This window comes from Ralstonia sp. UNC404CL21Col, from assembly GCF_000620465.1.
GTDB classification, from domain to species: Bacteria; Pseudomonadota; Gammaproteobacteria; order Burkholderiales; family Burkholderiaceae; genus Ralstonia; species Ralstonia flatus.
This window is the reverse complement of record NZ_KK211140.1, coordinates 96789-121211: the sequence shown is the minus strand read 5'-3', so window position 1 is coordinate 121211 and position 24423 is coordinate 96789. Positions and strand designations below refer to the sequence as shown.

Annotated in this window: 22 protein-coding genes; 7 read left to right on the top strand and 15 right to left on the bottom strand. The window is 65.6% G+C overall.

The genetic code is table 11. The annotated features are described in order from the left end of the window. Nucleotides 1-50: 50 nt before the first annotated feature. Both dnaJ and dnaK read right to left on the bottom strand, forming a co-directional pair. Nucleotides 51-1199: a molecular chaperone DnaJ gene (dnaJ, locus tag N511_RS0118455; protein ID WP_009241427.1), complete on the bottom strand. Its 1149-nt coding sequence runs from the start codon at nucleotides 1197-1199 to the stop codon at nucleotides 51-53. 135 nt (nucleotides 1200-1334) lie between these two features. After that, nucleotides 1335-3287, bottom strand: a complete 1953-nt coding sequence (dnaK, locus tag N511_RS0118450; protein WP_027680629.1) for a molecular chaperone DnaK — start codon at nucleotides 3285-3287, stop codon at nucleotides 1335-1337. Between the two features lie 264 nt (nucleotides 3288-3551). On the opposite strand from dnaK, the gene N511_RS0118445 reads away from it, so the two are divergent. Further along, complete coding sequence (locus tag N511_RS0118445; RefSeq protein ID WP_027680628.1) at nucleotides 3552-4847, top strand: phospholipase A; 1296 nt, start codon at nucleotides 3552-3554, stop codon at nucleotides 4845-4847. Nucleotides 4848-4859: 12 nt separating this feature from the next. Here the strand turns inward: N511_RS0118445 and rnk are convergent, their stop codons facing one another. The 3 genes from rnk to grpE form a co-directional block, all read right to left on the bottom strand. Then, complete coding sequence (gene rnk, locus N511_RS0118440; protein WP_027680627.1) at nucleotides 4860-5267, bottom strand: nucleoside diphosphate kinase regulator; 408 nt, start codon at nucleotides 5265-5267, stop codon at nucleotides 4860-4862. A 329-nt stretch (nucleotides 5268-5596) separates the two neighbouring features. Beyond that, nucleotides 5597-6022, bottom strand: a complete 426-nt coding sequence (locus N511_RS0118430) for a thioredoxin family protein (RefSeq protein ID WP_027680626.1) — start codon at nucleotides 6020-6022, stop codon at nucleotides 5597-5599. 13 nt (nucleotides 6023-6035) lie between these two features. Further along, a complete protein-coding gene (grpE, locus tag N511_RS0118425) occupies nucleotides 6036-6683 on the bottom strand; it encodes a nucleotide exchange factor GrpE (RefSeq protein WP_027680625.1) in 648 nt (215 codons plus the stop codon). Between the two features lie 262 nt (nucleotides 6684-6945). Here grpE and N511_RS0118420 point away from each other — a divergent pair, with 262 nt between their 5' ends. After that, complete coding sequence (locus N511_RS0118420; RefSeq protein ID WP_009241433.1) at nucleotides 6946-7143, top strand: hypothetical protein; 198 nt, start codon at nucleotides 6946-6948, stop codon at nucleotides 7141-7143. A gap of 21 nt (nucleotides 7144-7164) precedes the next feature. Here N511_RS0118420 and N511_RS0118415 read toward each other — a convergent pair whose 3' ends face one another. The 6 genes from N511_RS0118415 to hutU are packed head-to-tail and all read right to left on the bottom strand — an operon-like array spanning nucleotide 7165 to nucleotide 14240. Beyond that, the gene (locus N511_RS0118415; RefSeq protein WP_027680624.1) at nucleotides 7165-7563 is read right to left on the bottom strand and encodes an RNA-binding S4 domain-containing protein; all 399 of its coding nucleotides are present in this window, start codon (nucleotides 7561-7563) and stop codon (nucleotides 7165-7167) included. Further along, nucleotides 7560-8675, bottom strand: a complete 1116-nt coding sequence (gene hemH, locus N511_RS0118410) for a ferrochelatase (RefSeq protein ID WP_027680623.1) — start codon at nucleotides 8673-8675, stop codon at nucleotides 7560-7562. Before hemH ends, N511_RS0118415 begins: the two co-directional genes overlap by 4 nt. 56 nt (nucleotides 8676-8731) lie before the next feature. Beyond that, nucleotides 8732-9967, bottom strand: a complete 1236-nt coding sequence (gene hutI / locus N511_RS0118405; protein WP_027680622.1) for an imidazolonepropionase — start codon at nucleotides 9965-9967, stop codon at nucleotides 8732-8734. Continuing rightward, a complete protein-coding gene (gene hutG / locus N511_RS0118400) occupies nucleotides 9960-10937 on the bottom strand; it encodes a formimidoylglutamase (protein WP_027680621.1) in 978 nt (325 codons plus the stop codon). Before hutG ends, hutI begins: the two co-directional genes overlap by 8 nt. Nucleotides 10938-10939: 2 nt before the next feature. Beyond that, nucleotides 10940-12496: a histidine ammonia-lyase gene (gene hutH, locus N511_RS0118395; protein ID WP_024972187.1), complete on the bottom strand. Its 1557-nt coding sequence runs from the start codon at nucleotides 12494-12496 to the stop codon at nucleotides 10940-10942. Between the two features lie 25 nt (nucleotides 12497-12521). Further along, nucleotides 12522-14240: a urocanate hydratase gene (hutU, locus tag N511_RS0118390; protein WP_027680620.1), complete on the bottom strand. Its 1719-nt coding sequence runs from the start codon at nucleotides 14238-14240 to the stop codon at nucleotides 12522-12524. Between the two features lie 154 nt (nucleotides 14241-14394). Here hutU and hutC point away from each other — a divergent pair, with 154 nt between their 5' ends. Then, a complete protein-coding gene (hutC, locus tag N511_RS0118385) occupies nucleotides 14395-15108 on the top strand; it encodes a histidine utilization repressor (protein ID WP_027680619.1) in 714 nt (237 codons plus the stop codon). Nucleotides 15109-15115: 7 nt separating this feature from the next. Here the strand turns inward: hutC and N511_RS0118380 are convergent, their stop codons facing one another. The 4 genes from N511_RS0118380 to hrcA all read right to left on the bottom strand — a co-directional run bounded on the left by N511_RS0118380 (nucleotide 15116) and on the right by hrcA (nucleotide 19018). Next, complete coding sequence (locus N511_RS0118380) at nucleotides 15116-15985, bottom strand: ABC transporter permease subunit (protein WP_027680618.1); 870 nt, start codon at nucleotides 15983-15985, stop codon at nucleotides 15116-15118. Next, on the bottom strand, nucleotides 15982-16773 hold the full coding sequence (locus N511_RS0118375) for a taurine ABC transporter ATP-binding protein (protein ID WP_027680617.1): 792 nt from the start codon (nucleotides 16771-16773) through the stop codon (nucleotides 15982-15984). The genes N511_RS0118380 and N511_RS0118375 overlap by 4 nt, the downstream gene beginning before the upstream one ends. Next, entirely contained in the window at nucleotides 16770-17834 is a 1065-nt protein-coding gene (gene tauA, locus N511_RS0118370; RefSeq protein WP_027680616.1) for a taurine ABC transporter substrate-binding protein, read from the bottom strand. Before tauA ends, N511_RS0118375 begins: the two co-directional genes overlap by 4 nt. 125 nt (nucleotides 17835-17959) lie before the next feature. Beyond that, on the bottom strand, nucleotides 17960-19018 hold the full coding sequence (gene hrcA / locus N511_RS0118365; RefSeq protein WP_027680615.1) for a heat-inducible transcriptional repressor HrcA: 1059 nt from the start codon (nucleotides 19016-19018) through the stop codon (nucleotides 17960-17962). Between the two features lie 111 nt (nucleotides 19019-19129). Here hrcA and N511_RS0118360 point away from each other — a divergent pair, with 111 nt between their 5' ends. From N511_RS0118360 to mprA, 4 genes are all read left to right on the top strand, one after another. Beyond that, nucleotides 19130-20068 (top strand): NAD kinase, encoded by a 939-nt coding sequence (locus N511_RS0118360; RefSeq protein ID WP_027680614.1) that lies wholly within the window; start codon nucleotides 19130-19132, stop codon nucleotides 20066-20068. Between the two features lie 10 nt (nucleotides 20069-20078). Continuing rightward, on the top strand, nucleotides 20079-21785 hold the full coding sequence (gene recN / locus N511_RS0118355; protein WP_027680613.1) for a DNA repair protein RecN: 1707 nt from the start codon (nucleotides 20079-20081) through the stop codon (nucleotides 21783-21785). 102 nt (nucleotides 21786-21887) lie between these two features. Beyond that, a complete protein-coding gene (locus N511_RS0118350; RefSeq protein WP_027680612.1) occupies nucleotides 21888-22334 on the top strand; it encodes a hypothetical protein in 447 nt (148 codons plus the stop codon). A gap of 261 nt (nucleotides 22335-22595) precedes the next feature. After that, a complete protein-coding gene (gene mprA / locus N511_RS0118345) occupies nucleotides 22596-24245 on the top strand; it encodes an MprA protease, GlyGly-CTERM protein-sorting domain-containing form (RefSeq protein WP_027680611.1) in 1650 nt (549 codons plus the stop codon). Nucleotides 24246-24423 lie beyond the last annotated feature (178 nt).

The following is a 24423-nucleotide window of genomic DNA, read 5'->3' as shown; positions in this document are numbered from 1 at the left end:
CGAGTATCGCAGGACCAACCTCTGGCCGCGCAGTAGCTTTACGCGGCTTCTTACGAGGAGAAGAAGTTCTTTACCTTGTCCATCCACGACTGCTCTTGCGGGCTGTGCCGCGAGCCGCCTTCGTGCACGGACTTGTCGAACTGCTTGAGCAGCTCCTTCTGGTGCTCCGTCAGCTTGACCGGCGTCTCGATGTTGATGTGCACATAGAGATCGCCCGCATAGCCGGAACGCACGCCCTTGATGCCCTTGCCACGCAGGCGGAACGTCTTGCCGGCCTGCGTGCCTTCCGGCACCGTGAACGAGGCGCGGCCGCCCAGCGTCGGCACTTCGATGTCGCCGCCGATGGCTGCCGTCGCAAACGAAATCGGCATCTGGCAATGCAAGTCGTCGCCGTCGCGCTCGAACACCGGGTGCGGCTTGATGTGGATTTCCACATACAGGTCGCCCGGCGGCCCGCCGTTGATGCCCGGCTCGCCATTACCCGACGAACGGATGCGCATGCCTTCATCGATGCCGGCCGGAATCTTCACTTCCAGCGTCTTCTGGCTCTTCAGCTTGCCCTGGCCGTGGCACTTGGTGCACGGCTTGGGGATGTACTTGCCGCTGCCGTGGCACTTCGGGCACGTCTGCTGCATCGTGAAGAAGCCCTGCGACACACGCACCTGACCAGCGCCGTGGCAGGTCGGGCACGTCTCCACGCTGGAGCCGGGCTCGGCGCCTTTGCCGTGACAGTGGTCGCACTCGTCCCAGTGCGGCACACGGATCTGCGTATCGTAGCCATGCGCGGCCTGCTCCAGCGTGATTTCCATGCTGTAGCGCAGGTCAGCGCCGCGATACATCTGCGGGCCGCCACCGCGGCGCCCGCCCTGGCCTTGGGCTTGGCCAAAGATATCGCCAAAGATGTCGCCGAAGGCTTCGGCAAAGCCCCCGCCAAAGCCTGCACCGCCCGCGCCAAAGCCGCCGGCCATGTTCGGGTCGACGCCCGCGTGGCCGTACTGGTCGTAGGCCGCTTTCTTTTCTGCATCGGAGAGCATCTCGTAGGCCTCTTTGGCCTCCTTGAATTTCTCTTCCGCTTCCTTGCTGTCCGGATTGCGGTCCGGGTGGTACTTCATCGCGAGCTTGCGATACGCCTTCTTGATCTCGTCGTCGCTCGCGTTTTTGCCCACCCCGAGCACTTCGTAGTAATCACGTTTTGCCATGGTGGCTTCAGTCGTCGCCTGTTTTTTACTGCGTGTCGAATAGCAAAAAAGCCGAGCGTGACATCAGGTGCGTCCCGCACAACCCGATGACCACTGCCCGGCGTACCGTAACGTCCGCCTGGCGGACGAGTTGGCTTACTTCTTGTCGTTCACTTCCTTGAACTCGGCGTCGACGACGTTATCGTCGTGCGGAGCGCCTTGTCCGGCTTGCGCGCCTGCCTGGGCACCGGCAGCGTGTTCAGCGCCACCCGCCTCGCCCTTGGCCTGCATGTCGGCATAGACCTTCTCGCCGAGCTTCTGCGAGGCGGTCGCCAGCGCTTCGGTCTTGGCGTCGATCGCGGCCTTGTCGGTCCCCTTCAGGGTCTCTTCAAGTTCCTTGATCGCGGCTTCGATCTTGTCCTTCTCGCCGCCTTCCAGCTTGTCGCCGTACTCGCCCAGTGCCTTCTTGGTCGAGTGCACCAGCGCTTCACCCTGGTTACGGGAGTCGACCAGTTCGCGCAGCTTCTTGTCTTCTTCGGCGTTGGCCTCGGCGTCCTTCACCATGCGCTCGATCTCGGCTTCCGACAGGCCGGAGCTTGCCTTGATCGTGATCTTGTTTTCCTTGCCGGTCGCCTTATCCTTGGCGCCCACGTGGAGGATGCCGTTGGCGTCGATGTCGAACGACACTTCAATCTGCGGCGTGCCGCGCGGTGCCGGCGGAATGCCTTCGAGGTTGAATTCGCCCAGCAGCTTGTTGCCGGAGGCCATCTCACGCTCGCCCTGGTAGACCTTGATCGTCACGGCCGGTTGGTTGTCGTCCGCGGTCGAGAACGTCTGCGAGAACTTGGTCGGGATGGTCGTGTTCTTGCCGATCATCTTGGTCATCACGCCACCCAGCGTTTCGATGCCCAGCGACAGCGGCGTCACGTCCAGCAGCAGCACGTCGGTACGGTCACCGCCCAGCACCTGACCCTGGATGGCAGCGCCCACGGCAACGGCCTCGTCCGGGTTCACGTCCTTGCGGGCTTCCTTGCCGAAGAACTCCTTCACCTTTTCCTGCACCTTCGGCATACGCGTCATGCCGCCGACCAGGATCACGTCGTGGATGTCCGACACCTTCACGCCAGCATCCTTGATGGCGGTGCGGCACGGATCGATCGTACGGGCGATCAGGTCTTCGACCAGCGCTTCCAACTTGGCACGCGTGATCTTCAGGTTCAAGTGCTTCGGACCCGAGGCATCCGCCGTGATGTACGGCAGGTTGATTTCGGTCTGCTGCGTGCTCGACAGCTCGATCTTGGCCTTTTCAGCGGCTTCCTTCAGGCGTTGCAGCGCGAGCACGTCCTTCGACAGGTCGACGCCCTGCTCCTTCTTGAACTCGCCGATGATGTAATCGATGATGCGCTGGTCGAAATCTTCGCCGCCCAGGAACGTATCGCCATTGGTCGACAGCACTTCGAACTGCTTCTCGCCGTCCACGTCGGCAATCTCGATGATCGAGATGTCGAACGTACCGCCGCCGAGGTCATACACGGCGATCTTGCGGTCGCCCTTCTCGTTCTTGTCCAGGCCGAATGCCAGCGCAGCGGCAGTCGGCTCGTTGATGATGCGCTTGACGTCCAGACCGGCGATGCGGCCGGCATCCTTGGTGGCTTGGCGCTGCGAATCGTTGAAGTAGGCCGGCACCGTGATCACGGCTTCGGTCACTTCCTCGCCCAGGTAGTCCTCGGCGGTCTTCTTCATCTTGCGCAGGACTTCAGCCGAAATCTGCGGCGGCGCCATCTTCTTGTCGCGCACTTCCACCCAGGCGTCGCCATTGTCGGCCTTGGTGATGGTGTACGGCATCAGGCCGATGTCCTTCTGGACTTCCTTCTCTTCAAACTTGCGGCCGATCAGGCGCTTGACGGCGTACAGCGTGTTCTTCGGGTTGGTCACCGCCTGGCGCTTGGCCGGGGCACCGACCAGGATCTCGCCGTCTTCCATGTAGGCGATGATCGACGGGGTGGTGCGAGCGCCTTCGGCGTTCTCGATCACCTTGGGGGTGTTGCCCTCCATGATGGAGACGCAGCTGTTGGTGGTACCAAGGTCGATACCAATGATTTTGCCCATGTTCTTGCTCCTCGAATCTGGTGTCAGGACTGCACTGAATACAAACTTGGATCGGATGTGGGAGTGCCGTCCGGCTTTTCAAGGCCGAATTTTGAAAAGTTGAGCATTTTGGCCGGTTTTTCTTGGGAAAGCACCCGAAAACGTGCGCTACCAGGCAAAAACGTCCGTTTCGAACGTTCACCGCCGCAAACCGGGCACAAAAGGTCTGGGTGTTACCCTTGCGCGCATTGCCACTCGCCGGACGCCAACCCGGCTTTTGCGCCCATGCCTTTGCATCCGCTTCGATCCATTCTTGGCGCTGCGCTCCTTGCCGCATGCGCCGTGCCCTCCGCCGATGCCGCTGTGGCCCTGCTGCAGCCTTCCCGCCGCATCGATGCCAACCAGCCTTTCACCCTGACCCTCGTCATTTCTGGCGATGCCGCCCAGCGCAGCTATGCCGTGCCGGCCAAGCTGCGTGCAACGGCCACCGCCGATCTGCAAGGCGCGGTGGAAGTGATTCTCAATCGACATAACGCCGGGGCGGAGACCCTGCATCTGCGCCCGGGGCAGGTCCGCACCGTCGCCTATACGGGCACGCTGCCCGAGGTGCTGCGCGGTACCGTCCGGATCGATGTTCCGGATCTGGATGCGGCGCCCGTTCTGGTCACGCTCGTGCGCGGCCCCGACGCCCCGCAGATCGCTGCGGAAGGTGCGCCCAATGGCGCCGTCCGCAACGCCGCCGCCGAGGCGACGAGGCCCGGCGGCGCGCTGGGCGCCAACCCGAGCGCTCCCGCTGCCAATGCAACGGCTACGCCTGCCGTTCCCATCGCCGTGGCCGGCAACGGCGAAGCCGCCCGCCCGCCCGAAGAGACCGCGCGCCTGACATTCCACGAACCCATGTTCGCCGCCATCGGGGCGCACGAAGGCCTGAACGCCAAGTTCCAGTTGAGCTTCAAGTTCCGGATTTTTCAGCCAGAGAATCCGGCATCTGCAGCGCTGCTCGATAACCTGTATTTCGGTTACACGCAGTTCTCGCTGTGGGATCTGGGCAAGGAATCCGCGCCGTTCCGCGATACGAATTACCGGCCAAGCATCTTCTATTACCGCCCCGACACGGGCATCCATGGCGGCGCGCTCACCCGGCTGTCGTTCGCTGGCGGCATCGAGCACGAATCGAACGGCCGCGACGGCGATGCCTCACGCGCCATCAACACCGTCTTCGTCCGGCCGACGTTCCACTTTGGTGACCTGAACGATTACCACTGGAAGTTCGAGCCGAAGCTCTACGCCTACCTCACGCGCACGGGCAACACCGATATCGCGCACTACCGCGGCTTTGGGGATTTCCGCGTGTCGTACGGCGCGCCCAATGGCTGGGAATTGGCCGCCACGCTGCGCAAGGGCACCCGCAAGGCCTATGGCAGCGTCGACGCGCAATTGACGTATCCGATGAGCCGGATCTTCACTGGCACGGCGGGCTATCTGTTCATCCAGTATTTCACCGGTTACGGCGAGAGCCTGCTCGACTACAACCACAAGCTGGGCTCGCAGTTGCGCGTCGGTTACAGCCTCTCGCGATAGGACGCAGCCGGCTTACAGCGTATGCTGGCCGGCGGCCTCGGGCTGGAACGCCACGCGATCGATGCGCAACGAACGCTGTGCACCATTGGGCGCGGAGTATTTGACCGACTTACCTGCCCGCGCGCCGAGCAGCGCCGCGCCCATCGGCGAAAGCACCGACAGCTTGGCCGACGCAACGTTGGCCTCCTCGGGGTAGACGAGCGTCCACTCCTGCTCCGCGCCGGCGTCGTCCACCACGCAGACGACGGAGTTCATGGTGACCACATCGGCCGGAATCTTGTTGCCGGGGACCACGTTGGCGCGGGCGATCAGGTCATCGACGAGATCGGCCAGCGGCGAATTGCTGCCCGCGCGCGTGGCAGCGTTTTCCAGGCGGGTGAGGTCCAGCTCGGTCAAGTAGATGGCGGCTGCTTTGGACATGACGATCTCCTACAAGTCTGTGTTCAACACGAAGCAAAGCCGCTGCCGATGGCCCCGCAGGCCAACGCAAAGCAGCGACAAGGAAACCGGCGGGCACACAGGCCGGCCGGCGGTAATACGCACTAAAACTGCTGGTGAAAGAGAGCGAGCCCGGCGGCAACGTGCCGCAGGGGCACTAGAACGACCGCCGGGCGGCGGCAAGGGCCGCGGTCATCGCCTGAGCGGCGCGCGGCAAGGTGCGCGCCATGCGCTTGGGGCGCACAGCACGGGAAGGCGAAGCAAGAAAGAAGGCCGCAGCCATGGGCGTCGACGTCATCATGGTCGCAGCCTCAGAGGAGCGGCTTGCCGGCCAGCTTGTTGCGCGCATTGGCAACCGCGGCGGCAAACTGCGCATGGCCGTGCCAGCCGGTCGCCCGGCCAAGCTTCTTGCCACGATGGAAGAACATGAACACCGGAATACCGTGCAGGCCAAAGCACTGGCCCAGCTCCGGGTGGGCATAGACGTCGGCATGCAGCCAGGTCAGCCCCAGTTCACGCACGGCGGCCGGTTGCGCGAGCATGGCCTTCTTGGCCATCTCGCAGTTGAAGCAATCGACGCCCCAGAAGAACACGCACACGAGCGCATCGCCCGCGGCCGCAATGGCCGCGTCGAACGTCTCGGTGTTCACCTCGCGCATACCGAACGCCGCGAACGCGGTCTTGTCGACCGGGATCGCGCCGTGGGCGTCGTGCGAAGTGACTGTGCTTTGGATCATGGGGCGCGTCAGCTTACTTGGGCGCTGCCACCGTCACCAGGGCCGGCCGCAGCACGCGATCGGCCAGCGTGTAGCCGCGCTGCAGGACGGCGACCACGGTGTTGGCCTCTTGATCGGCCGGCACCATCGAGATGGCTTGATGGCGATGCGGGTCAAACTTTTCCCCCACCGGGTTCAGCTCGGTGACGCGGCCCTTTTCGAATGCGGCGTACAGCTGCTTGAGCGTCAGTTCAACGCCCTCACGCAGCTTGGTGGCGTCGCCCGACGTGTCGGCCAAGGCGGCCTGCAGGCTGTCCATGACGGGCAGCAGATATTCCGCAAAGCCTTCGATGGCGAATTTGTGGGCCTTGGCCACGTCGTCCTGACCACGGCGGCGGATGTTCTCGCCTTCGGCCGTGGCGCGGGCCCAGTTTTCGTAGTTCTGGCGTGCCTTTTCTTCTGCGGCTTCGAGTTGACGGCGCAGTTCAGCGACGTCCACGTCAGCCACGGCTTCCGCCACGGCGGCTTCGTCACCGGCAACAGCCTGGGCGTCTGCACTTGCGCGCTGCGCCTGGCTCGAATAGGCATGGGCCGCTTGGCCCGTCGCCGATGCGTTCGGCTGGGTGGCTTGGCTGTCCGCTGACATGTCCGAGTTCGATTGGGTGTCCGAAGTGTGTTTCATAGCGCTGGATAAACGGGATCGACGCACGGTATGTGCCCGGAATCGATCCGCTGGATTTTTACAAACGATTTGTCCCCGTTATGGGGCAATTGGCGCGCTTTTCAAGGGCGCCGGATGCGCGACAACTGTGCGTCGTGCATCACGAAATATGGGGTTACAACTTTCATCAGACTGCAACGGCACAGCAATTGCGAGGCCCCAATTGGCCGCCTATGATGCAAGAAAAAATTGGGGGGCGCGAGCTTCTTTGAGGGTTCGTACCATGCACAACAAATTGCCCGTTCTGACCGTGCTCCTGCTGTTGACTTTGACCGCAGCCACAACGTTCATCTGCCTGTCGGGTGCCGTCACGCCGCGTTATACGGAGTACGGCAGCGGCAAGGCATTCTTCAAGCACTACATCATCAAGCCGGCACAGATGCAGCAGATGCCGCGCGGCTTGATGAGCGTATCAAGTTAGCACACACTCGCGCGGATTGCGTCATTCTCCGCCGAGTTTGTCGATGCGCCGCCGGTCCCGCTTGGTCGGCCGGCCGGCGATTTGTGTGGCCGGCTCCCGATACAGTCGGCGCTTGTCCGCACTCTCTTCGCGTTTTAAGCGGCTGATGTCCGTCTCGGCATAGAGGGTTTGCGCGATTGAGGCGGGGCCGCGCACTTCCGCCAGCGCCAACACCTCCACTTCCCATTGCTGTTCATGCGCGTGCACGCGCACGTGATCACCGATTTTGACGTCCTTGGCGGGGCGAACCGCCTGATCGTTGATCTGCACGCGACCGCGCTCCACTGCATCCGTCGCCTGCGAGCGCGTCTTGAAGAAGCGCGCAGCCCACAGCCATTTGTCGATGCGAACGCGATCGGCCGCGTCGGTGCTCACCTTCATGCGGCGGCTCCCTTGCTCTGCGCACGCGTGCGGCTGGCCTCCAGCACATGCGGATGCGTGAGCGTGAGCGGCCAGCCCTGCAGATGCGCCAGCGCGATGTCGGCAATGCCGGCAATCCAGGCTTCGCTGTCGTTCAGGCACGGGATGTAATGGAATTCCTTGCCGCCGGCGACACGGAAGGTCGACTGCCCTTCCATGGCGATCTCTTCCAGCGTTTCCAGGCAATCGGCCGGAAAACCCGGGCAGAACACGTCGACGCGATGGGTGCCGACGCGGCCCAGCTCTTCCAGCGTGGGCGCGGTGTACGGCTGCAACCATTCGGCGCGGCCAAAGCGTGACTGGAACGTGACCAGGTACTGACCCGGCTGCAGGCCGAGCGCTTCGCCCAGCAAGCGGCCGGTCTTCAGGCACTCGCAGTGATACGGATCGCCCAATTCCAGCGTCCGTCGCGGCACACCATGGAAGGACAGCACCAGCTTGTCGCCGTGCGCAAAATCTGGAGCGCCGTGCTGTGCCCAATACGCCCCCACCTGCTGGTGCAGCGCATTGATGTAGGCAGGGTCATCGTGGAAATGCTTGACCAGCCGCAACTCCGGCTGATTGCGCATCTCGCCCAGCACACGGAAGACCTCGTCGAAGGCCGTCGCGGTGGTGGTGCCGGAATACTGCGGATACATCGGCAAGACGAGGATGCGCTCGACGCCCTGCTTGCGCAGCGCCTGCATGACGGACGGAATCGACGGATTGCCATAGCGCATCGCACAGGCGACCACCACATCGTGGCCCTGCGCGTTCAGCAGCTGCTGCAGCGCATGCGCCTGGCGCTCGCTGTAGACGAGCAGCGGCGAGCCGGTCATGTTGGCCTCGCGCAGCCAGATGCTTTCGTATTTGTGCGCCGACGTGCGCGAACGCAGCGGCACGATCAGTCCGTTGAGGATGAACCACCACACCGCGCGCGGAATTTCCACAACGCGGGGGTCGGACAGGAACTGACGCAGGTAGCGGCCGACCTCGCGCGGCGATGTGCCGTCAGGCGTACCGAGGTTGACGAGCAGGATCGCCGTGCGATCAGGCTGGCCGTGCTGGAACAGGGGTTCGGGCAAGAAGGGCATGGGCGCGGGTTCGCGATAGACCGGCCGATTATACGAGCCGCGTCATCGCGTGTTCCTTACGCCACCACGGTGCCATCCTTGACCACGCCCACACACGGGTTCAGCCCCATCGCGTACGCCAGATCGGCGGGCCGGTCGATGCGCCACAGAGCGAAATCGGCCGCGCAGCCCGGAGCCAGCACGCCACACGTGCCGGACAGGCCCAGCCCTGCGGCAGCATGACGCGTGGCGCCGGTCAGCGCTTCCAGCGGCGTCAGGCGGAACAGCGTGCACGCCATGTTCATCGCCAGCAGCAGTGACGACAACGGCGAGGTACCAGGGTTGCAGTCTGTCGACACGGCCATGGGCACACCGGCGGCGCGCAGCGCGGCCATCGGCGGGAGGCGCGTTTCGCGCAGGCAGTAGAACGCGCCGGGCAGCAGCACGGCCACCGTGCCGGCTTGCGCCATGGCTGCGATGCCGGCCTCGGTCAGGCATTCGAGGTGATCCGCTGACAGGCCGCCGTAGCGAGCCACCAGCGCAGCGCCGCCCTGATCCGAGAGCTGCTCGGCGTGCAGCTTGACCGGCAAGCCGTGGCGCTGCGCCGCGTCGAACATGCGCGCCGTCTGTGCGGGCGTAAAGCCAATGGTTTCGCAGAAGGCGTCAACGGCATCGACCAAACCTTCCGCAGCGAGCGCGGGCAGCACATCGGCGCAGAGATGATCGATGTAGTCATCCGCACGGCCGGCGAATTCGGGCGGCACGGCATGCGCGCCGAGGAATGTTGTCCGCACGCGCACCGGCAATGACTGGCCGAAGCGCCGTGCAACGCGCAGCATGCAGCGCTCGGTTTCCAGGTTCAGGCCGTAGCCGGACTTGATCTCGACGGTGGTGACACCTTCGGCGCGCAGGGCATTCAGGCGCGGCAGGCTGGCGTCGGCCAACGCGTCTTCGCTGGCGGCCCGCGTGGCGCGAACGGTCGAGAGGATGCCGCCGCCCGCGCGCGCGATCTCTTCGTATGGCACGCCGTTCAGGCGCGCTTCGAATTCATTGCTGCGGTTGCCGGCGTAGACGAGGTGTGTGTGGCAATCGATCAGGCCGGGCGTGAGCCACGCGCCGCCGCCATCGTGTTCGCGTGTGGCGTGAGCGTTCGCAGGCAGATCGGCGCGGTAGCCAAGCCAAGCAATGCGGCCATCCTTGATGGCGATGGCCCCGTCGCGGATTTCGCCGTAGCCGTCGGCATCGGCGGCGAGCGTGGCGAGGTGGACGTTGGTCCAGAGCGCGTCCCAGTGCGGGTTGGCCGGATCAGTCATGTGCGGCTCCCTGCAGGCCAATGCCGTCTGCCACGCGCGCCACGAGACGGGCGGCGACACGCGCCGTGTGGTTGTCGATGTCGAGCGACGGGTTCAGTTCCGCCACATCCGCCAGCCGCAGCTTGCCCGAGCTGACCACAAGATCGACGATGGGTTCGATCACGTCCATCCCCACGCCGCGTGCGGACGGCGCGCTCACGCCGGGGGCCACGGCGGCCGGCAGCACGTCGAGGCACATCGTCAGATAGACGTGGTCGACCTGGCTCAGGAACACCTCCACCACCTTCAACACGTGCGAGAGTTGCGTGACGTCCATCTCATCGTCGTGCATCCAGCGCACGCCGAGCTGACGCGCACGCGCGAACAGTGCCTCGGTGTTGGCGTAAGTGCTCACGCCGAGGCAAGCGTAGTGGAACGGCCATCCGCGCCGCGCGCAGTCTTCGGCGATCTGGCGGAATGGCGTGCCCGAGCTGCCGCGCTCGCCGGCACGCAAATCGAAATGCGCGTCCAGATTGAGAATGCCGATACGCGGGGGCTGGTCGGATTTCGCCGCCAGATGCCGCGCCAAGCCGCCGAACGAAGCCCACGCGATCTCGTGCCCGCCGCCGAGCGCGATCGGAAATGCGCCGCGGTCGAGCAGATCGTGGAGCACACCCGACAATGCGCTCTGCGCGTCTTCCAGCGCATCGCCCTGGCAAGTCACGTCGCCCGCGTCGACGACCACACGGCCGGCACGCGCGGGCAAGTTCGCGAGCATCTTGCGGATGGCGGCCGGGCCCGCCTGCGCACCGGTTCGCCCGTGATTGCGCGCCACACCCGCATCGCAGGCAAAGCCCGCCAGGGCGACGGTGTTGGCCAGCGGCGTCGATGCGTCGATGCGGCGCACCGTCTGGTGCCAACGCAAGCCCAGCGGGCCTTCCTCCGCATCGACACGGCCTTGCCAGACGTTCGGTTCGGCTTGGGCAAGCATGGTCAGACGAGTGCGAGTTCGCCGACGTGCGCCCGGCACGAATCGCCGAGGGCACCGTCGAGCACGAGGCGGCGGGCGGCTTCGATGTCGGGGGCGAACAGGCGATCTTCACCGTAGTAGGCCACGCGCGCGCGGATGCAGCCATGTGCCTTCTGCAGGGTGTCGGACGTCGCCAGCGGCTTGTGGAAGTCGATGCCCTGCGCCGCCGCCAGCGCTTCGATGCCGACGATGGTGGCGGTGTTCTCGGCCATGTCCTGCAAACGGCGGCCCGCGAAGGTCGCCATGCTGACGTGGTCTTCCTGGTTGGCCGAAGTCGGCAGGCTGTCGACGCTGGCCGGGTGGGCGAACGTCTTGTTTTCCGAAGCCAGCGCCGCGGCCGTGACGTGCGCGATCATGAAGCCCGAGTTCAGGCCCGGCTGCTCGACCAGGAACGGCGGCAAGCCCGACAGCGTGGAGTCGATCAGCAGCGCGATGCGGCGCTCCGACAGCGCACCGATCTCGGCAATCGCCAGCGCAAGCATGTCGGCAGCAAACGCCACCGGTTCGGCGTGGAAGTTGCCGCCCGAGATCACTTCACCGGCGTCGGCGTAGACCAGCGGGTTGTCGGTGACGGCGTTGGCTTCGGTGAGCAGCGTGGCGCCGGCTTGGCGGATCAGGTCGAAACATGCGCCCATGACTTGCGGCTGGCAGCGCAGGCTATACGGGTCTTGCACGCGCTTGTCGCCGACGAGGTGCGATTGGCGGATGGCGCTGCCGGCCAGCAGGTTGCGGTACACGGCCGCGGTCGCGATCTGGCCGGCTTGGCCACGCACGGTGTGCACGCGCGGGTCGAACGGGGCATCGCTGCCCTTGGCAGCATCCACCGACAACGCACCCGACACCGTAGCGGCTTGCAGCAGTCGCTCGGCCAAGAACAGACCGTTGAGCGCCAGCGCGGTCGACACCTGCGTGCCGTTGATGAGTGCCAGGCCTTCCTTGGCGGCCAGCGCGATCGGCTCGATTCCGGCGGCGGCCAATGCGGCACGCGCCGGCGTGCGCACGCCGTTCACGCGCACGTCGCCCTCGCCCAGCAGGGCCAGCGTCATGTGCGCGAGCGGCGCCAGATCGCCCGACGCGCCCACCGAACCCTTGGACGGAATGCACGGCACGATGCCGGCGTTCAGCAGTGCCAGCAGCGTGTCGATCACGACACGGCGCACGCCCGAATAGCCGCGCGCCAGGCTGGCAGCCTTCATCAACAGCACGAGGCGCGCGACGTTGTCGCTCAGGTCTTCACCCGTGCCGACGGCGTGCGAGAGGATGAGGTTGCGTTGCAGGCGCTCCAGCTCGTGTGTGGGGATCTGCGTCTTGGCCAGCAGGCCGAACCCGGTGTTGATGCCGTAGGCCGGGTCGCCCTTGGCAACGATGGCCTGCACGGTGGCCGCAGACGCTTCGATGGCGGCCGCGCAATCGCCCGACAGCGCAACAGGCGTCGGGGCGAGCCAGACGCGGCGCAGGTCGGCGAAGGACATTGCGCCCGGCTGCAACGTGATGATGGGGGGCGTGGTCATGGTGTTCATAGCAATGCGAGAGGATGTCTTTAACTTAGCCGATCATCGGCAGGTTCAAACCGTTGCGCTTGGCGCAGGCGATGGCGGTTTCATAACCGGCATCGGCATGGCGCATGACGCCCGAGCCCGAATCGTTGACGAGCACACGGCCCAGGCGCTTGGCCGCCGCGTCGGTGCCGTCGGCCACGATCACCACGCCCGAGTGCTGCGAATAGCCCATGCCGACACCGCCGCCATGGTGCAGCGACACCCACGTCGCACCGCCGGCCGTGTTGAGCAGCGCGTTGAGCAGCGGCCAGTCCGACACGGCGTCGGTGCCGTCGCGCATGGCTTCGGTTTCGCGGTTGGGGCTGGCGACCGAACCCGTGTCGAGGTGGTCGCGACCGATCACGATCGGCGCCTTCAGCTCGCCATTCTTGACCATCTCGTTGAAAGCCAGACCGGCCAAGTGACGCTCGCCCAGGCCCAGCCAGCAGATGCGCGCGGGCAGGCCCTGGAAGGCGATGCGATCACGCGCCATGTCGAGCCAGCGATGCACGTGCGTGTTGTGCGGGAAGAGTTCCTTGATCTTGGCGTCGGTCTTGTAGATGTCTTCCGGATCGCCCGACAGCGCCACCCAGCGGAACGGGCCCTTGCCCTCGCAGAACAGCGGACGGATGTAGGCCGGCACGAAGCCCGGGAAGTCGAAGGCGTTCTTCACACCCTGGTCGAACGCGACCTGGCGGATGTTGTTGCCGTAGTCGACCGTCGGGATGCCCATGGCCTGGAAATCGAGCATGGCCTGCACGTGCACGGCGCAGGACTTGGCGGCCTCGTCGGTCAGGCGGGCGTGCTGCGACGGGTCACGTTGCGCAGCACGCCATTGCTCGACCGTCCAGCCAATCGGCAGATAGCCGTTGACCAGATCATGCGCCGAGGTCTGGTCGGTCACCAGATCCGGCTTCAGGCCACCGGCGCGGGCACGCTTGACCAGCTCCGGCAGGATTTCCGCCGCATTGCCGAGCAGGCCGATGGACACGGCCTCGCCGCGCTCGCAATGGTGGCGAATCAGGTTGAATGCGTCGTCGATATCCTTGGCTTGCTTGTCGAGGTAGCGCGTACGCAGGCGGAAATCGATGCTCGATTGCTGGCACTCGATGTTCAGCGACACGGCGCCGGCCAGCGTGGCGGCCAGCGGCTGGGCGCCGCCCATGCCGCCCAGGCCGGCGGTCAGGATCCACTTGCCGGCCAGCTTGCCGTCGTAATGTTGGCGGCCGGCTTCGGCAAACGTCTCGTATGTGCCCTGCACGATGCCCTGGCTGCCGATGTAGATCCAGCTGCCGGCAGTCATCTGGCCGTACATGAACAGGCCCTTGCGATCCAGCTCGTTGAAGTGTTCCCAGTTCGCCCACTTGGGCACGAGGTTGGAGTTGGCGATCAGGACGCGCGGCGCATCGGGGTGGGTCTTGAACACGCCCACCGGCTTGCCCGATTGCACGAGCAGCGATTCGTCGTCGTTCAGCTCGCGCAGCGTTTCCAGGATCTTGTCGAAGCAGGCCCAGTCGCGCGCGGCGCGGCCGATGCCGCCATACACGACGAGGTGCTTGGGGTTCTCGGCCACATCCGGGTCGAGGTTGTTCTGCAGCATCCGGTAAGCCGCTTCGGTCAGCCAGCTCTTGCAGTGCAGCTCGGTGCCGCGCGGGGCGCGGATTTCACGCGAAGCGTCGTAGCGCGGATCGTTGGTCAGGTGGGCAGCGTGGGTCGGGGCGTTCATGTGAGGTCTCCTGCGAACTCCTTTGTCATGGAGCGCATCTTATGTTGTATATACAACTTAGGCAAGAAAACTTTACAAGCTAAGAGCAAACCCTGATGATGACCGCCATCCGCACATCACATCCGCGGCCACCACCGCACTGCAAGCCACGCCCATGTCACACGACCCGTCCGCCAGCACGCCCGCCTTCCAGCGCATCAAGGAAGACATCCTCACGCGCATTCGTAGCGGGGAGTGGCAGGAAGGGGAAATGATTCCGGGGGAGACGACGCTCGCGCAGACCTTTGGCGTGTCGCGCATGACGGTCAATCGCGCGCTGCGTGAGTTGACCGCCGAGCAGATCCTCACGCGCGTGCAGGGGCTGGGAACATTCGTCGCGCAGCAGAAATACCAGGCGACGCTGGTGGCGATCCGCAATATCGCCGAGGAAATTGCAGCGCGCGGCCATCGGCACCGCGCCGAACTGCACAAGCTGGAACGCGCCCGCGCCAACGAAGCGATGGCAGCTTCGTTTGGCGTGCCCGCCGGCCGCGTGCTCTTTCATTCACTGATCGTGCACTTTGAAAACGACCTGCCGATCCAGGTGGAAGACCGTTGGGTCAACGCGGCATTGGCGCCGGAATACATGGAGCAGGATTTCACGCAGACCACGCCAAACGCGTACCTCATGCGTGCCGCCCCGTTGCAGGGCGTGGATTACGGCATCGAGGCGCGCCTGCCCACCCGTGAGATCGCCGAAATGCTGCACATGGACGTGCGCGAGCCCTGCCTGATGCTGCGGCGAAAAACGTTGTCGCAGGGTCAGGTCGCGTCCGTGGCGACCATGTGGCATCCGGGCGGGCGTTATCAGTTCACGGGCAGCTTCTGAGTCTCGGTTAGCTGCGGCCCTTCCAGGGCACCACGCGCGCTTCGATGGCGCGCATGGCCAAGTCGAACGCCCATGCAATCGCGCCGATCAGCACGATGCCCATCACCACGAGGTCGGTGCGCAGAAAGCTCGACGCATTGAGCACCATCTGCCCCACGCCCACGGTGGCCGCCACCATTTCCGCTGCCACCAGCGTGGTCCAGCCGAAGCCGATGGCGATGCGCAAGCCGGTCAGGATCTCGGGCAGCGCCGCCGGCAGGATCACATGTCGCACCACCTGCGTGAAGCTCGCGCCAAGCGCATACGCGGCGTTGATCTGCTCAAGCGTGGCGCTGCGCACGCCGGCACGCGCGGCCATGGCAATCGGTGCGAAGCAGGCAAGATAGATGACGACAATCTTGGCGCGCTCATCAATGCCCAGCCAGATGACCACGAGCGGCAGGTATGCCAGCGGCGGCAGCGGGCGATAAAACTCGATGGGCGGATCCAGCAAGCCGCGCGCGGTGCGGGAAACGCCCATCGCAAGGCCGATCGGTATGGCCGTCACGGCAGCCAGCGCAAACGCACCGAACACGCGCAACGCGCTCCAGCCCAGATGCGACGCCAGCGGCTGGCCGCCTTGAATATCGCCATGCCACGCATCGATGAATGCGCGCCCGACGGCCTGCGGTGAAGGCAGGAACAACGGCGGCACCCAATGGAAGGTGGTCGCGGCCCACCAAAGCACGAGCAGCGCAGTTACGGACAACACGCTGAGCCCCAATGCGCTGCCCTCGCCCGGCAGACGATAGCCGCGCAGCCTGCGCGCCGGCCTGCTGGAAGGCGGCGCTGCATCGGCCGAGGCGCGCTGCAGCACGGGAGTTTCGAGCGCGCTCATGCGAGCAGCTCCTCGGGGGCATGGTGGATCAGCGCCAGTACACGCTCGCGCCAGGCAATGAAGTCCGGCGACGATTTCACCGCGCGGGCGTCGCCGCCTGCCAGCGCCTGCCGCGAGAACGGCAGATCGAATGTCTGCACGATGCGCCCCGGCGATGGCGACATCACGATCAGGCGCGTTGCCAGGAACAGCGCCTCCTCCACGTCGTGCGTGATGAAGAAAACGGTCGTGCCGGTGCGTTGCCAGACATCGAGCACGAGCGTCTGCATGGTCTCGCGCGTGAACGCGTCGAGCGCGCCCATCGGTTCGTCCATCAACAGCACGCGGGGCTCCGTCGCCAGCGCGCGGGCAATGCCAACGCGTTGCTGCATACCGCCGGACAGGGCATAGACGGGCGATGCGGCATGCGCTTCAAGGCCGACCAGCCGGAGCAACTCCAGCGCACGCGCATGCCGCGTCTTGCGGTCGACACCGCGCAGCTTGAGGCCAAGCGCCACGTTGTCGCGCACGTTCAGCCACGGCATGAGCCCATAGCGCTGGAACACCACGCCGCGGTCCGCGCCCGGCCCATCGATTTCGCGGCCGTCCAGGAGAATCTGCCCCGACGTGGGCGCCACAAAACCCGCGAGGCAGTTCAGCAGCGTGGTCTTGCCGCACCCGGAAGCCCCCAGGGCCACGACGAACTCGCCGGCGTTGATCGACAAATCCACACCGGCCAGGGCGCGGGTGGTGCGGCCGTGCGCGTCGATGTAGTCGACGCCCAGGCCGCGCACATCGATGCGGCTCATCGCGCTGCGGTGGCGACGGCCTTGTTGCCAGCATTGGCCGCGCGCTGGACAAAGCGCGAGTCGATGGTGGCACCGTAATCCGGCAGCACCGTCTGGATCGTGCCCTGCGTCTTCAGAAACTGCGCCGTGGCCAGCAGCGATTGCGCTGCGCCCGACTGCGCGCCGCCGCCCAGCCAGCGCTTGGAAGCCTGCTCCGCCGCATCCGGGAAGGCATACAGCGCAAGACTTGCCGGCACATCCGCCGCCGTCGCGCCCGACGTCTTGGCCACGGCTGCCACCTGCGGCGACGTCGCCGTCCACGCGGCCTTGTTGTCGCGATAAGCTGCATCGGCCTTGGACAGCACTTCAACAAACTTGGCGATGAACTCGGCATGGTCGCGCGCAAACTTGCGGTCCGCCACGAAGCCATCAAAGGTCGACTTGCCGGTGGCGGCGGCGATCTTGCCGGAGGTGGTCAGCACGGTGCCGTTCTTCTTCACCTTGGCGAGCACCGGATCCCAAATAAAGGCGGCATCGACATCGCCCCGGTCCCACGCGGCCGACAACTCCTGCGGCCGCAGGTTGACGACCTTCACGTCGCGCGGCTCGAGCCCGGCTTGCTGCAGCGCCACCAGCGCATGGAAATGCGAGGTCGAGACATACGGTACGCCCAAGGTCTTGCCCTTCAGGTCCGCCACGCGCAACACGCCGCTGCCGTTGCGGGCAACCAGCGCTTCTGCATCGTTGATGTTGTCGAGAATCCAGAACAGCGACAGGTCCACGCCCTGCGACACGCCGGCCGCAATCGGGCTGGAGCCCGCTTCGCCGATCTGCACGGAACCCGACGCGATGGCGCGCACCACGTCGGCGCCGCTGGCGAGTTGGCGGTACGTCACCTTATAGCCGGTGGCACGCTCGACCTCGCCCGTGGCCTGGGCGTAGCGCCAGGGCAGCACCATGTCCTGATAGGCGATCACAACCTCGCGGTCGGCCGCGCGTGCAGGAGCAGCGCCAAACAAGGCGAACGAAATGGCCGCAGACATCGCTGCAGCCAGCAAACGGGAGAAGGAAGAACCAGCCATGAAAGACTCCGGCAGAAAAGAATCGCGCACATGCGCCGGAGTCGATTGTGAGAGACGGCAGCGTGGGCTGTCGTCGAAGAAAATCGGCTGAGCTTATGCAGCTCGCAGACAGAACAACCGGGAGATCAATATTGGCTGAGCGTGCTGGACAGCAGCTTGGCCGTGATATCCACAATCGGGATCACGCGCTCATATGCCATGCGCATCGGCCCGATCACGCCGAGCGTGCCGACGATCTTGCCGTCCACCTCGTACGGTGCGGTGATGACCGCCATGTCTTCGTGCGGGACGAGGCTGCTTTCGCCGCCGATGAAGATCTGCACGCCCTCGGCGCGGCTCGATACGTCGAGCAGTTGCAGCAGGCCGGTCTTCTGCTCGAACACGGCAAAGAGCCGGCGCAGCTTATCCATGGATGAAGACAGGTCTTCCACATCCAGCAGCTTGCGCTCGCCCGAGATGACGACTGGTTCTTCTTCCGACACGGCGCTGCTGCCCGCCTCCACAGCCGCCTGCATCAGCGCCGTCATGTCGGCCTGCAGCGCAGAGAGTTCGCCCCTCAGGCTTTCGCGCACCGCGTCGAACGTCTGGCCGCCGTAGTGCGCGTTGATGTAGTTAGCCGCTTCCACCAGCTGCGACGGGGTGTAGGGGGTATCGGTATGGATGATGCGGTTCTGCACGTCGCCTTCCGGGGTGACGACGATCAGCAGGATGCGCGACTCCGACAGCCGCAGGAATTCGATCTGCCGGAACGCATGCGTGCGGCGCGGCGTCATCACGATGCCGGCAAACTGCGAGAGGTTGGACAAGGTTTGCGCCGCCGCCGCAATCACCCGCTGCGACGATTCCGACCCATGCGAGGCCAGCTGCGTGCGGACCTGCTCCGCAATCGCCCCAACCATCTGCTGGGCCATGCGGTCTTGCGTGCTCAGCACGTCAAGCGGGCTGGCCGTCAGCATCGTATCGACAAAGAGCCGGTAGCCGCGCGGCGTCGGCACGCGGCCGGCGGAGGTGTGCGGGCTGGCGATGAAGCCCATCTCCTCCAGGTCCGACATCACATTTCGGATGGTGGCCGGCGACAGATCGAGCCCCGAATATTTCGACAAGGTGCGCGAGCCCACGGGCTGGCCCTCGGCGATATACCGTTCGATCAGGGTCTTGAGGAGGATGGTTGCGCGCTTGTCCATGATTCGTCAATTTTACGCAAAATCGGCGCCTGTCTGCGGGTGATGTCGGCGTTTCTCCACGAAACTCGCGCTAACGTGGCGACGGTCATATCGATATGGTGTAATGCGCGCATGTCGACTTCCCCGTCCGCCGTGGCCCCGCAAGCTCCCGCCGCCTCGCCTGTCTCGCCTTTCAAGACCGTTGCGCTGGTCGGCCGGTATTCGGCCGCCAACATTGCCGGCCCGCTCATGGAGCTGGCATCCTGCATCGCCGGGCGCGGGCATGACATTGTGTTCGAGCGCGAAACGGCGCTCAACATCGGCGTCCAGGACTACCCCGCCCTGCCGCCCGAAGAGATGGCGCGCCACGCCGATGTGGCCGTCGTGCTCGGCGGCGACGGCACGCTGCTCGGCATCGGGCGTCACCTGGCTGGCGCCAGCGTCCCCGTGATCGGCGTCAACCACGGGCGCCTCGGCTTCATGACCGACATCCCGTTCGACGACGTGCACACCGTGCTGCCCGACATGTTGGCGGGCCGCTACGAGGCCGAAACCCGCACGCTGCTGCAGGCCCAGGTCGTGCGCGACGACGAGGTCATCTTCTCCGCCCTCGCCTTCAACGACGTGGTGGTCAACCGCTCGGGCACTTCGGGGATGGTGGAACTGGCCGTGTCGGTCGACGGCTTCTTCATGTACAACCAGCGTTCGGACGGCTTGATCGTTTCCACGCCGACCGGCTCGACGGCGTATGCGCTGTCCGCGGGCGGCCCGATCCTGCATCCGGCGCTGTCGGGTCTGGTGCTGGTGCCCATCGCGCCGCACTCGCTGTCGAACCGGCCGATCGTCATTCCGCACGACGCCGAGGTGGTCATCCAGGTCACCAGCGGGCGTGATGCCAGCGTCAACTTCGACATGCAGTCGCTCACGTCCCTGCTGCCCGGCGACCGCATCGTCGTGCGCCGCTCCGAGCGCACGGTGCGGCTGCTGCACCCGATCGGCTACAACTACTACGCCACGCTGCGCAAGAAGCTGCACTGGCACGAGTACCCGACCGAAGACAACCGGCTCTAACACCTCTTCCATGCTGCGCAGTCTCACTATCCGCGATTTCGTCATCGTTCACGCGCTGGATCTCGATCTGGCCGACGGCTTTACCGTATTCACGGGCGAAACCGGCGCGGGCAAATCCATCCTGATCGATGCACTTGCCCTGACGCTGGGCGAGCGCGCCGATGCGGCCGTCGTCCGCGAAGGGGCGCCGCGCGCCGACATCACCGCCGAGTTCGACGTGCATCCGCACGTGGTCGCATGGCTAGAAGCGCATGAACTGCACGACGACGAGGGCGTGATCCTGCTGCGTCGGACGGTCGATGCCGCCGGCCGCAGCAAGGCCTTCATCAACGGGGCGGCCGTTACGCTGGCGCAACTGCGCGAAGTGGGTGAGCAACTGGTCGACATCCACGGCCAGCACGCGCATCAACTGCTGCTCAAAACAGACGCCCAGCGCAGCTTGCTCGACGCCCATGCGGGCCTGGAAAGCGCCGTGCGCATGGTGGGCGAGCGCTACCGAGAGTGGCACGCCGTGGTGCGCGCACGCGAAGCTGCCGAGCAGCAGTCGCGCGAAGCCCAGCTCGAACGCGAGCGCATCGAATGGCAGGTCAACGAATTGCAGAAGCTTGGCCCCCAACCCGGCGAGTGGGAGGAGATACAGGCCGAGCATCACCGCCTGTCGCACGCGGCCAGCCTGATCGAAGGCACGCGCGCGGCGCTGGACGGTTTGTCCGAATCCGAAGGCGCGGTGCTCACGCAACTGGGCGCGACGCTCCATACGCTGCGCGAACTGGCCGAGATCGACCCCGCGCTTGCCGATGTGCTGGCTGCGCTTGAGCCGGCCGAGGTGCAAATCCAGGAAGCCGTGCACACGCTCGCGCGCTATGCCGACCGCGCGGAGCTGGATCCGGATCGGCTGGCCGAAGTCGATGCGCGCATGCAGGCGCTGCACACCATGGCGCGGAAATACCGCGTCGCCCCTGAAACGCTGCCTGCCGAACTGGCTGAACGCCAGGCGCAACTGGCGGCGCTGCAAGCCGCGTCCGACCTTGACGCGCTGCAGGCTCAGGAAGCCCAAGCCCACGCTGCCTATATGACGGTGGCGCAATCGCTGTCGCGCGACCGCGCCAAGGCCGCACGCGAGCTGGCCGATGCCGTGACCGGCGCCATGCAAGGCCTGTCGATGGCCGGCGGGCGCTTCGACATCGCGCTGCACGCGCTGGACCAAGGCGGCGCGGCGGGGCTGGAACAGGTCGAATTCCTCGTTGCCGGGCATGCAGGTGTTTCGCCGCGGCCGTTGGCGAAGGTCGCCTCGGGCGGCGAGCTGGCGCGCATCAGCCTGGCCATCTCGGTGATTGCCAGCGAGGCCAGCCCAACCCCCACGCTGATCTTCGACGAAGTGGATTCCGGCATCGGCGGTGCGGTGGCGGAGGTCGTGGGACGACGCCTGCGCGAACTCGGCATGCGCCGCCAGGTGCTGTGCGTCACGCACCTGCCCCAAGTAGCCGCGCTGGCCAATCACCACATTCAGGTCGCCAAGCAAACGGTGGCCGGCAGCACGCGTTCCGACCTCGTGGTGCTGGACGCCACCGGCCGCGTGGACGAGATCGCCCGCATGCTGGGCGGCGCGTCGCTAACCGACACCACGCGCCGCCATGCGGACGAAATGCTCGCTGCCGGCCGCGCGCAATCGGCGCCGGAAACCTCCACGCGGAAATCCCGCCGCGTGGCGCAGTGATCGCCTATACCGGAACCATGGCTGCCGTCGTTGGCACGAAGGTTCCGGCTGCACCCGACGCAAACGTCGTCTACCGAATCCAAGGAGAACTTCATGGCCCGCATGATCCAATCGGCCGCCCGCCCTCGATCGCTGTTGTCGTCTGCCAAATCTGCGCTGGCGGTGGCTCTTGGGTTGTGCCTGCTGGCCGCATGCAAGTCCGTGCCGGCGATTGATCCCGGCAAGCCGCCTGCCATGGACCCGGCATCGACTAACACCCAGCCGCCGGCTTCGGTGTCCGCCGCACACAGCGTGGGCGATGTCATCATCGGGCTGAGCACGCCGACCACGTCATCGGCCACCGTGCAAGGCCTGTTGGATGCCGCGGGCGCGCGCGCAACACCGCGACTGGCCTTTGCGGTAGTACGCCCGATGTCGGGCGGATTCTGGTTGGTGCGCGCCACCTCGGGCGATGCATCGGCCACGGTGGACGGCGCGGTAACCGCGTTGCGCAACACGCCAGGCGTTGCTTCAGCCGATCCGGATCGCGTCGTGAAGATCCAACGCTGAGCCACCGCAACACCGCTCCACACTGTGAATCATCGGGTGCCACGCGGCGTCCGATTTCCGGTTCTTCGTCGCAGCCGGGTCCGTATTCTGCTGCGATGGCGGCGCATTGGCAGGCCCATTCCCCGCGCAAACGTCATCGCCATTCGCCACCACACCAAGCGGACGAGTCGCGTGCTACCTTTGTTTTTGTGTAACGGTCTGTCAACGATCACATCCTGACGACGTTTCTCATCACAACGAGACACCACGGAGCCCGCGCTGATGACCCCCTCCCTCTTCCGGTTGAAGTCTTGGCGCCGCGCAGGCGCCAGCCTTGCCTGTCTTGCCTGGATGGTGGGCGGCCAAGTCGCCACAGCGGCCGCAGCAGCCACGCCGCAACCGCAGTACACCGGTGACCTGATCATCAAATGGCGCGACGACACGAGTGGCACGCGCAAGACGCTCTCGGCCAGCGAGGCAAGCAACCGCTTGCTGTCGGTGGCGCAAGCGGCGGGCAGCACGCTGCAGGTCAAGCGCACGCTGGCGACGAACGCGCAACTCATGCACACCGGCCTGACCGATGCCGCCAGCATCCAGGCCACCGTCAACAAGATCGCGCAGGACGCCCGCGTGGCCTACGTGGTGCCGGACCGCATCCTGCGGCCCAACACCGTTCCGAACGACCCGCTGTTCGCTACGCAAAACAATCTGGCCGCGCCGGCGCTGGTGCCGGGCGGCATCAACGCGGCTGCGGCTTGGAACATCACGCAGGGCTCGACGAGCATCGTGGTGGCGGTGGTCGATACCGGCTACACGGATCACCCCGATCTGTCGAGCAAGATCCTGCCGGGCTACAACTTCATTTCGGACCCGGCGCGCGCGGGCAACTCATTCGGCCGGGGAACGGATGCGCATGACCTTGGCGACGGCGTGACCAGCACGCAATGGCAGAACATTCCGGGCTGCACCAGCAACGACGTCGGCAACAGCAGCTGGCACGGCACCGAGGTCAGCAGCGTGCTCGCCGCGCAGACCAACAATGTGCTCGATATCGCAGGGGTGGGCTGGAACACGCCGATCGTGCCGGTCCGCGTGTCGGGCAAGTGCGGCGCGCTGCTGTCGGACACCGTGGACGGCATGCTGTGGGCGGGCGGCATCAACGTGTCTGGCGTGCCGGCCAACGCCAACCCGGCGCGGGTGGTGAACGTGAGCCTGGGCAGCACCACGCAGTGCTCTGCAGCAGAACAGGACGCGGTGAACCAGTTGGCCGCACGCGGCGCCATCGTGGTGGCCGCCGCCGGCAATGAGGCCGCGCAAACCGTTGACGCACCGGCCAATTGCACGGGTGCGATCGCCGTCACCGCGCACGTCGACAGCGGCGAGAACGCCAGCTACGCGAACGTGGGGCCGCAGGTCGCGCTGTCCGCGCCCGGCGGTGGCTGCGGCAACTCGCAGGCCACCAGCGCCGGCTGCTCGGGCACAACGTCGGTCATCCAGGCCGACTCCAACGACGGTACGCAGAGTGTCGGCAACCCCACGGTCAAGTCGGTCGCAGGTACAAGTTTCTCGACGCCAGAAACAGCCGGCACCATCGCGCTGATGTTGAGCGTGCAGCCACAGTTGTCGAACGTGCAGGTGCTCGCAGGGCTGAAGCAGACTGCGCGACCGCATCCGGGCGGCACGTTTTGCGCTGTGAACACAGGCGTCTGCGGCGCGGGCCTGCTGGACGCCGCCGGTGCCGTCAGCTATGCGCAGAACACGGCGCCGGCAGGCGCGGGCAGCGGCACCTCGGGGTCGAGCGGCTCCACTGGGTCGACCGGCGGTACCAGCAGCGGCGGTGGCGGCGGTGGTGGGGCCGTGCCGCTGATTGGGGCTGCGCTGCTGTTGGCGCTGGGGCTAGCCAGCCGCAAACGACGTCCGCTTTCGCGTTGACACCGTCATACGGTGCACGAAACCGCCTCCCTGCGAGGCGGTTTTTTTATGGCTCGACGCAGACATGCGTCGCCTTTCAGCGGGCGTTGCCCGGTCCATAGCAGCCCAGGCTCGCGATACTAGGGTTTCTACTTAAACCTAACGAACATTCGCGACATGGAAATCCTTTAGGAAAATG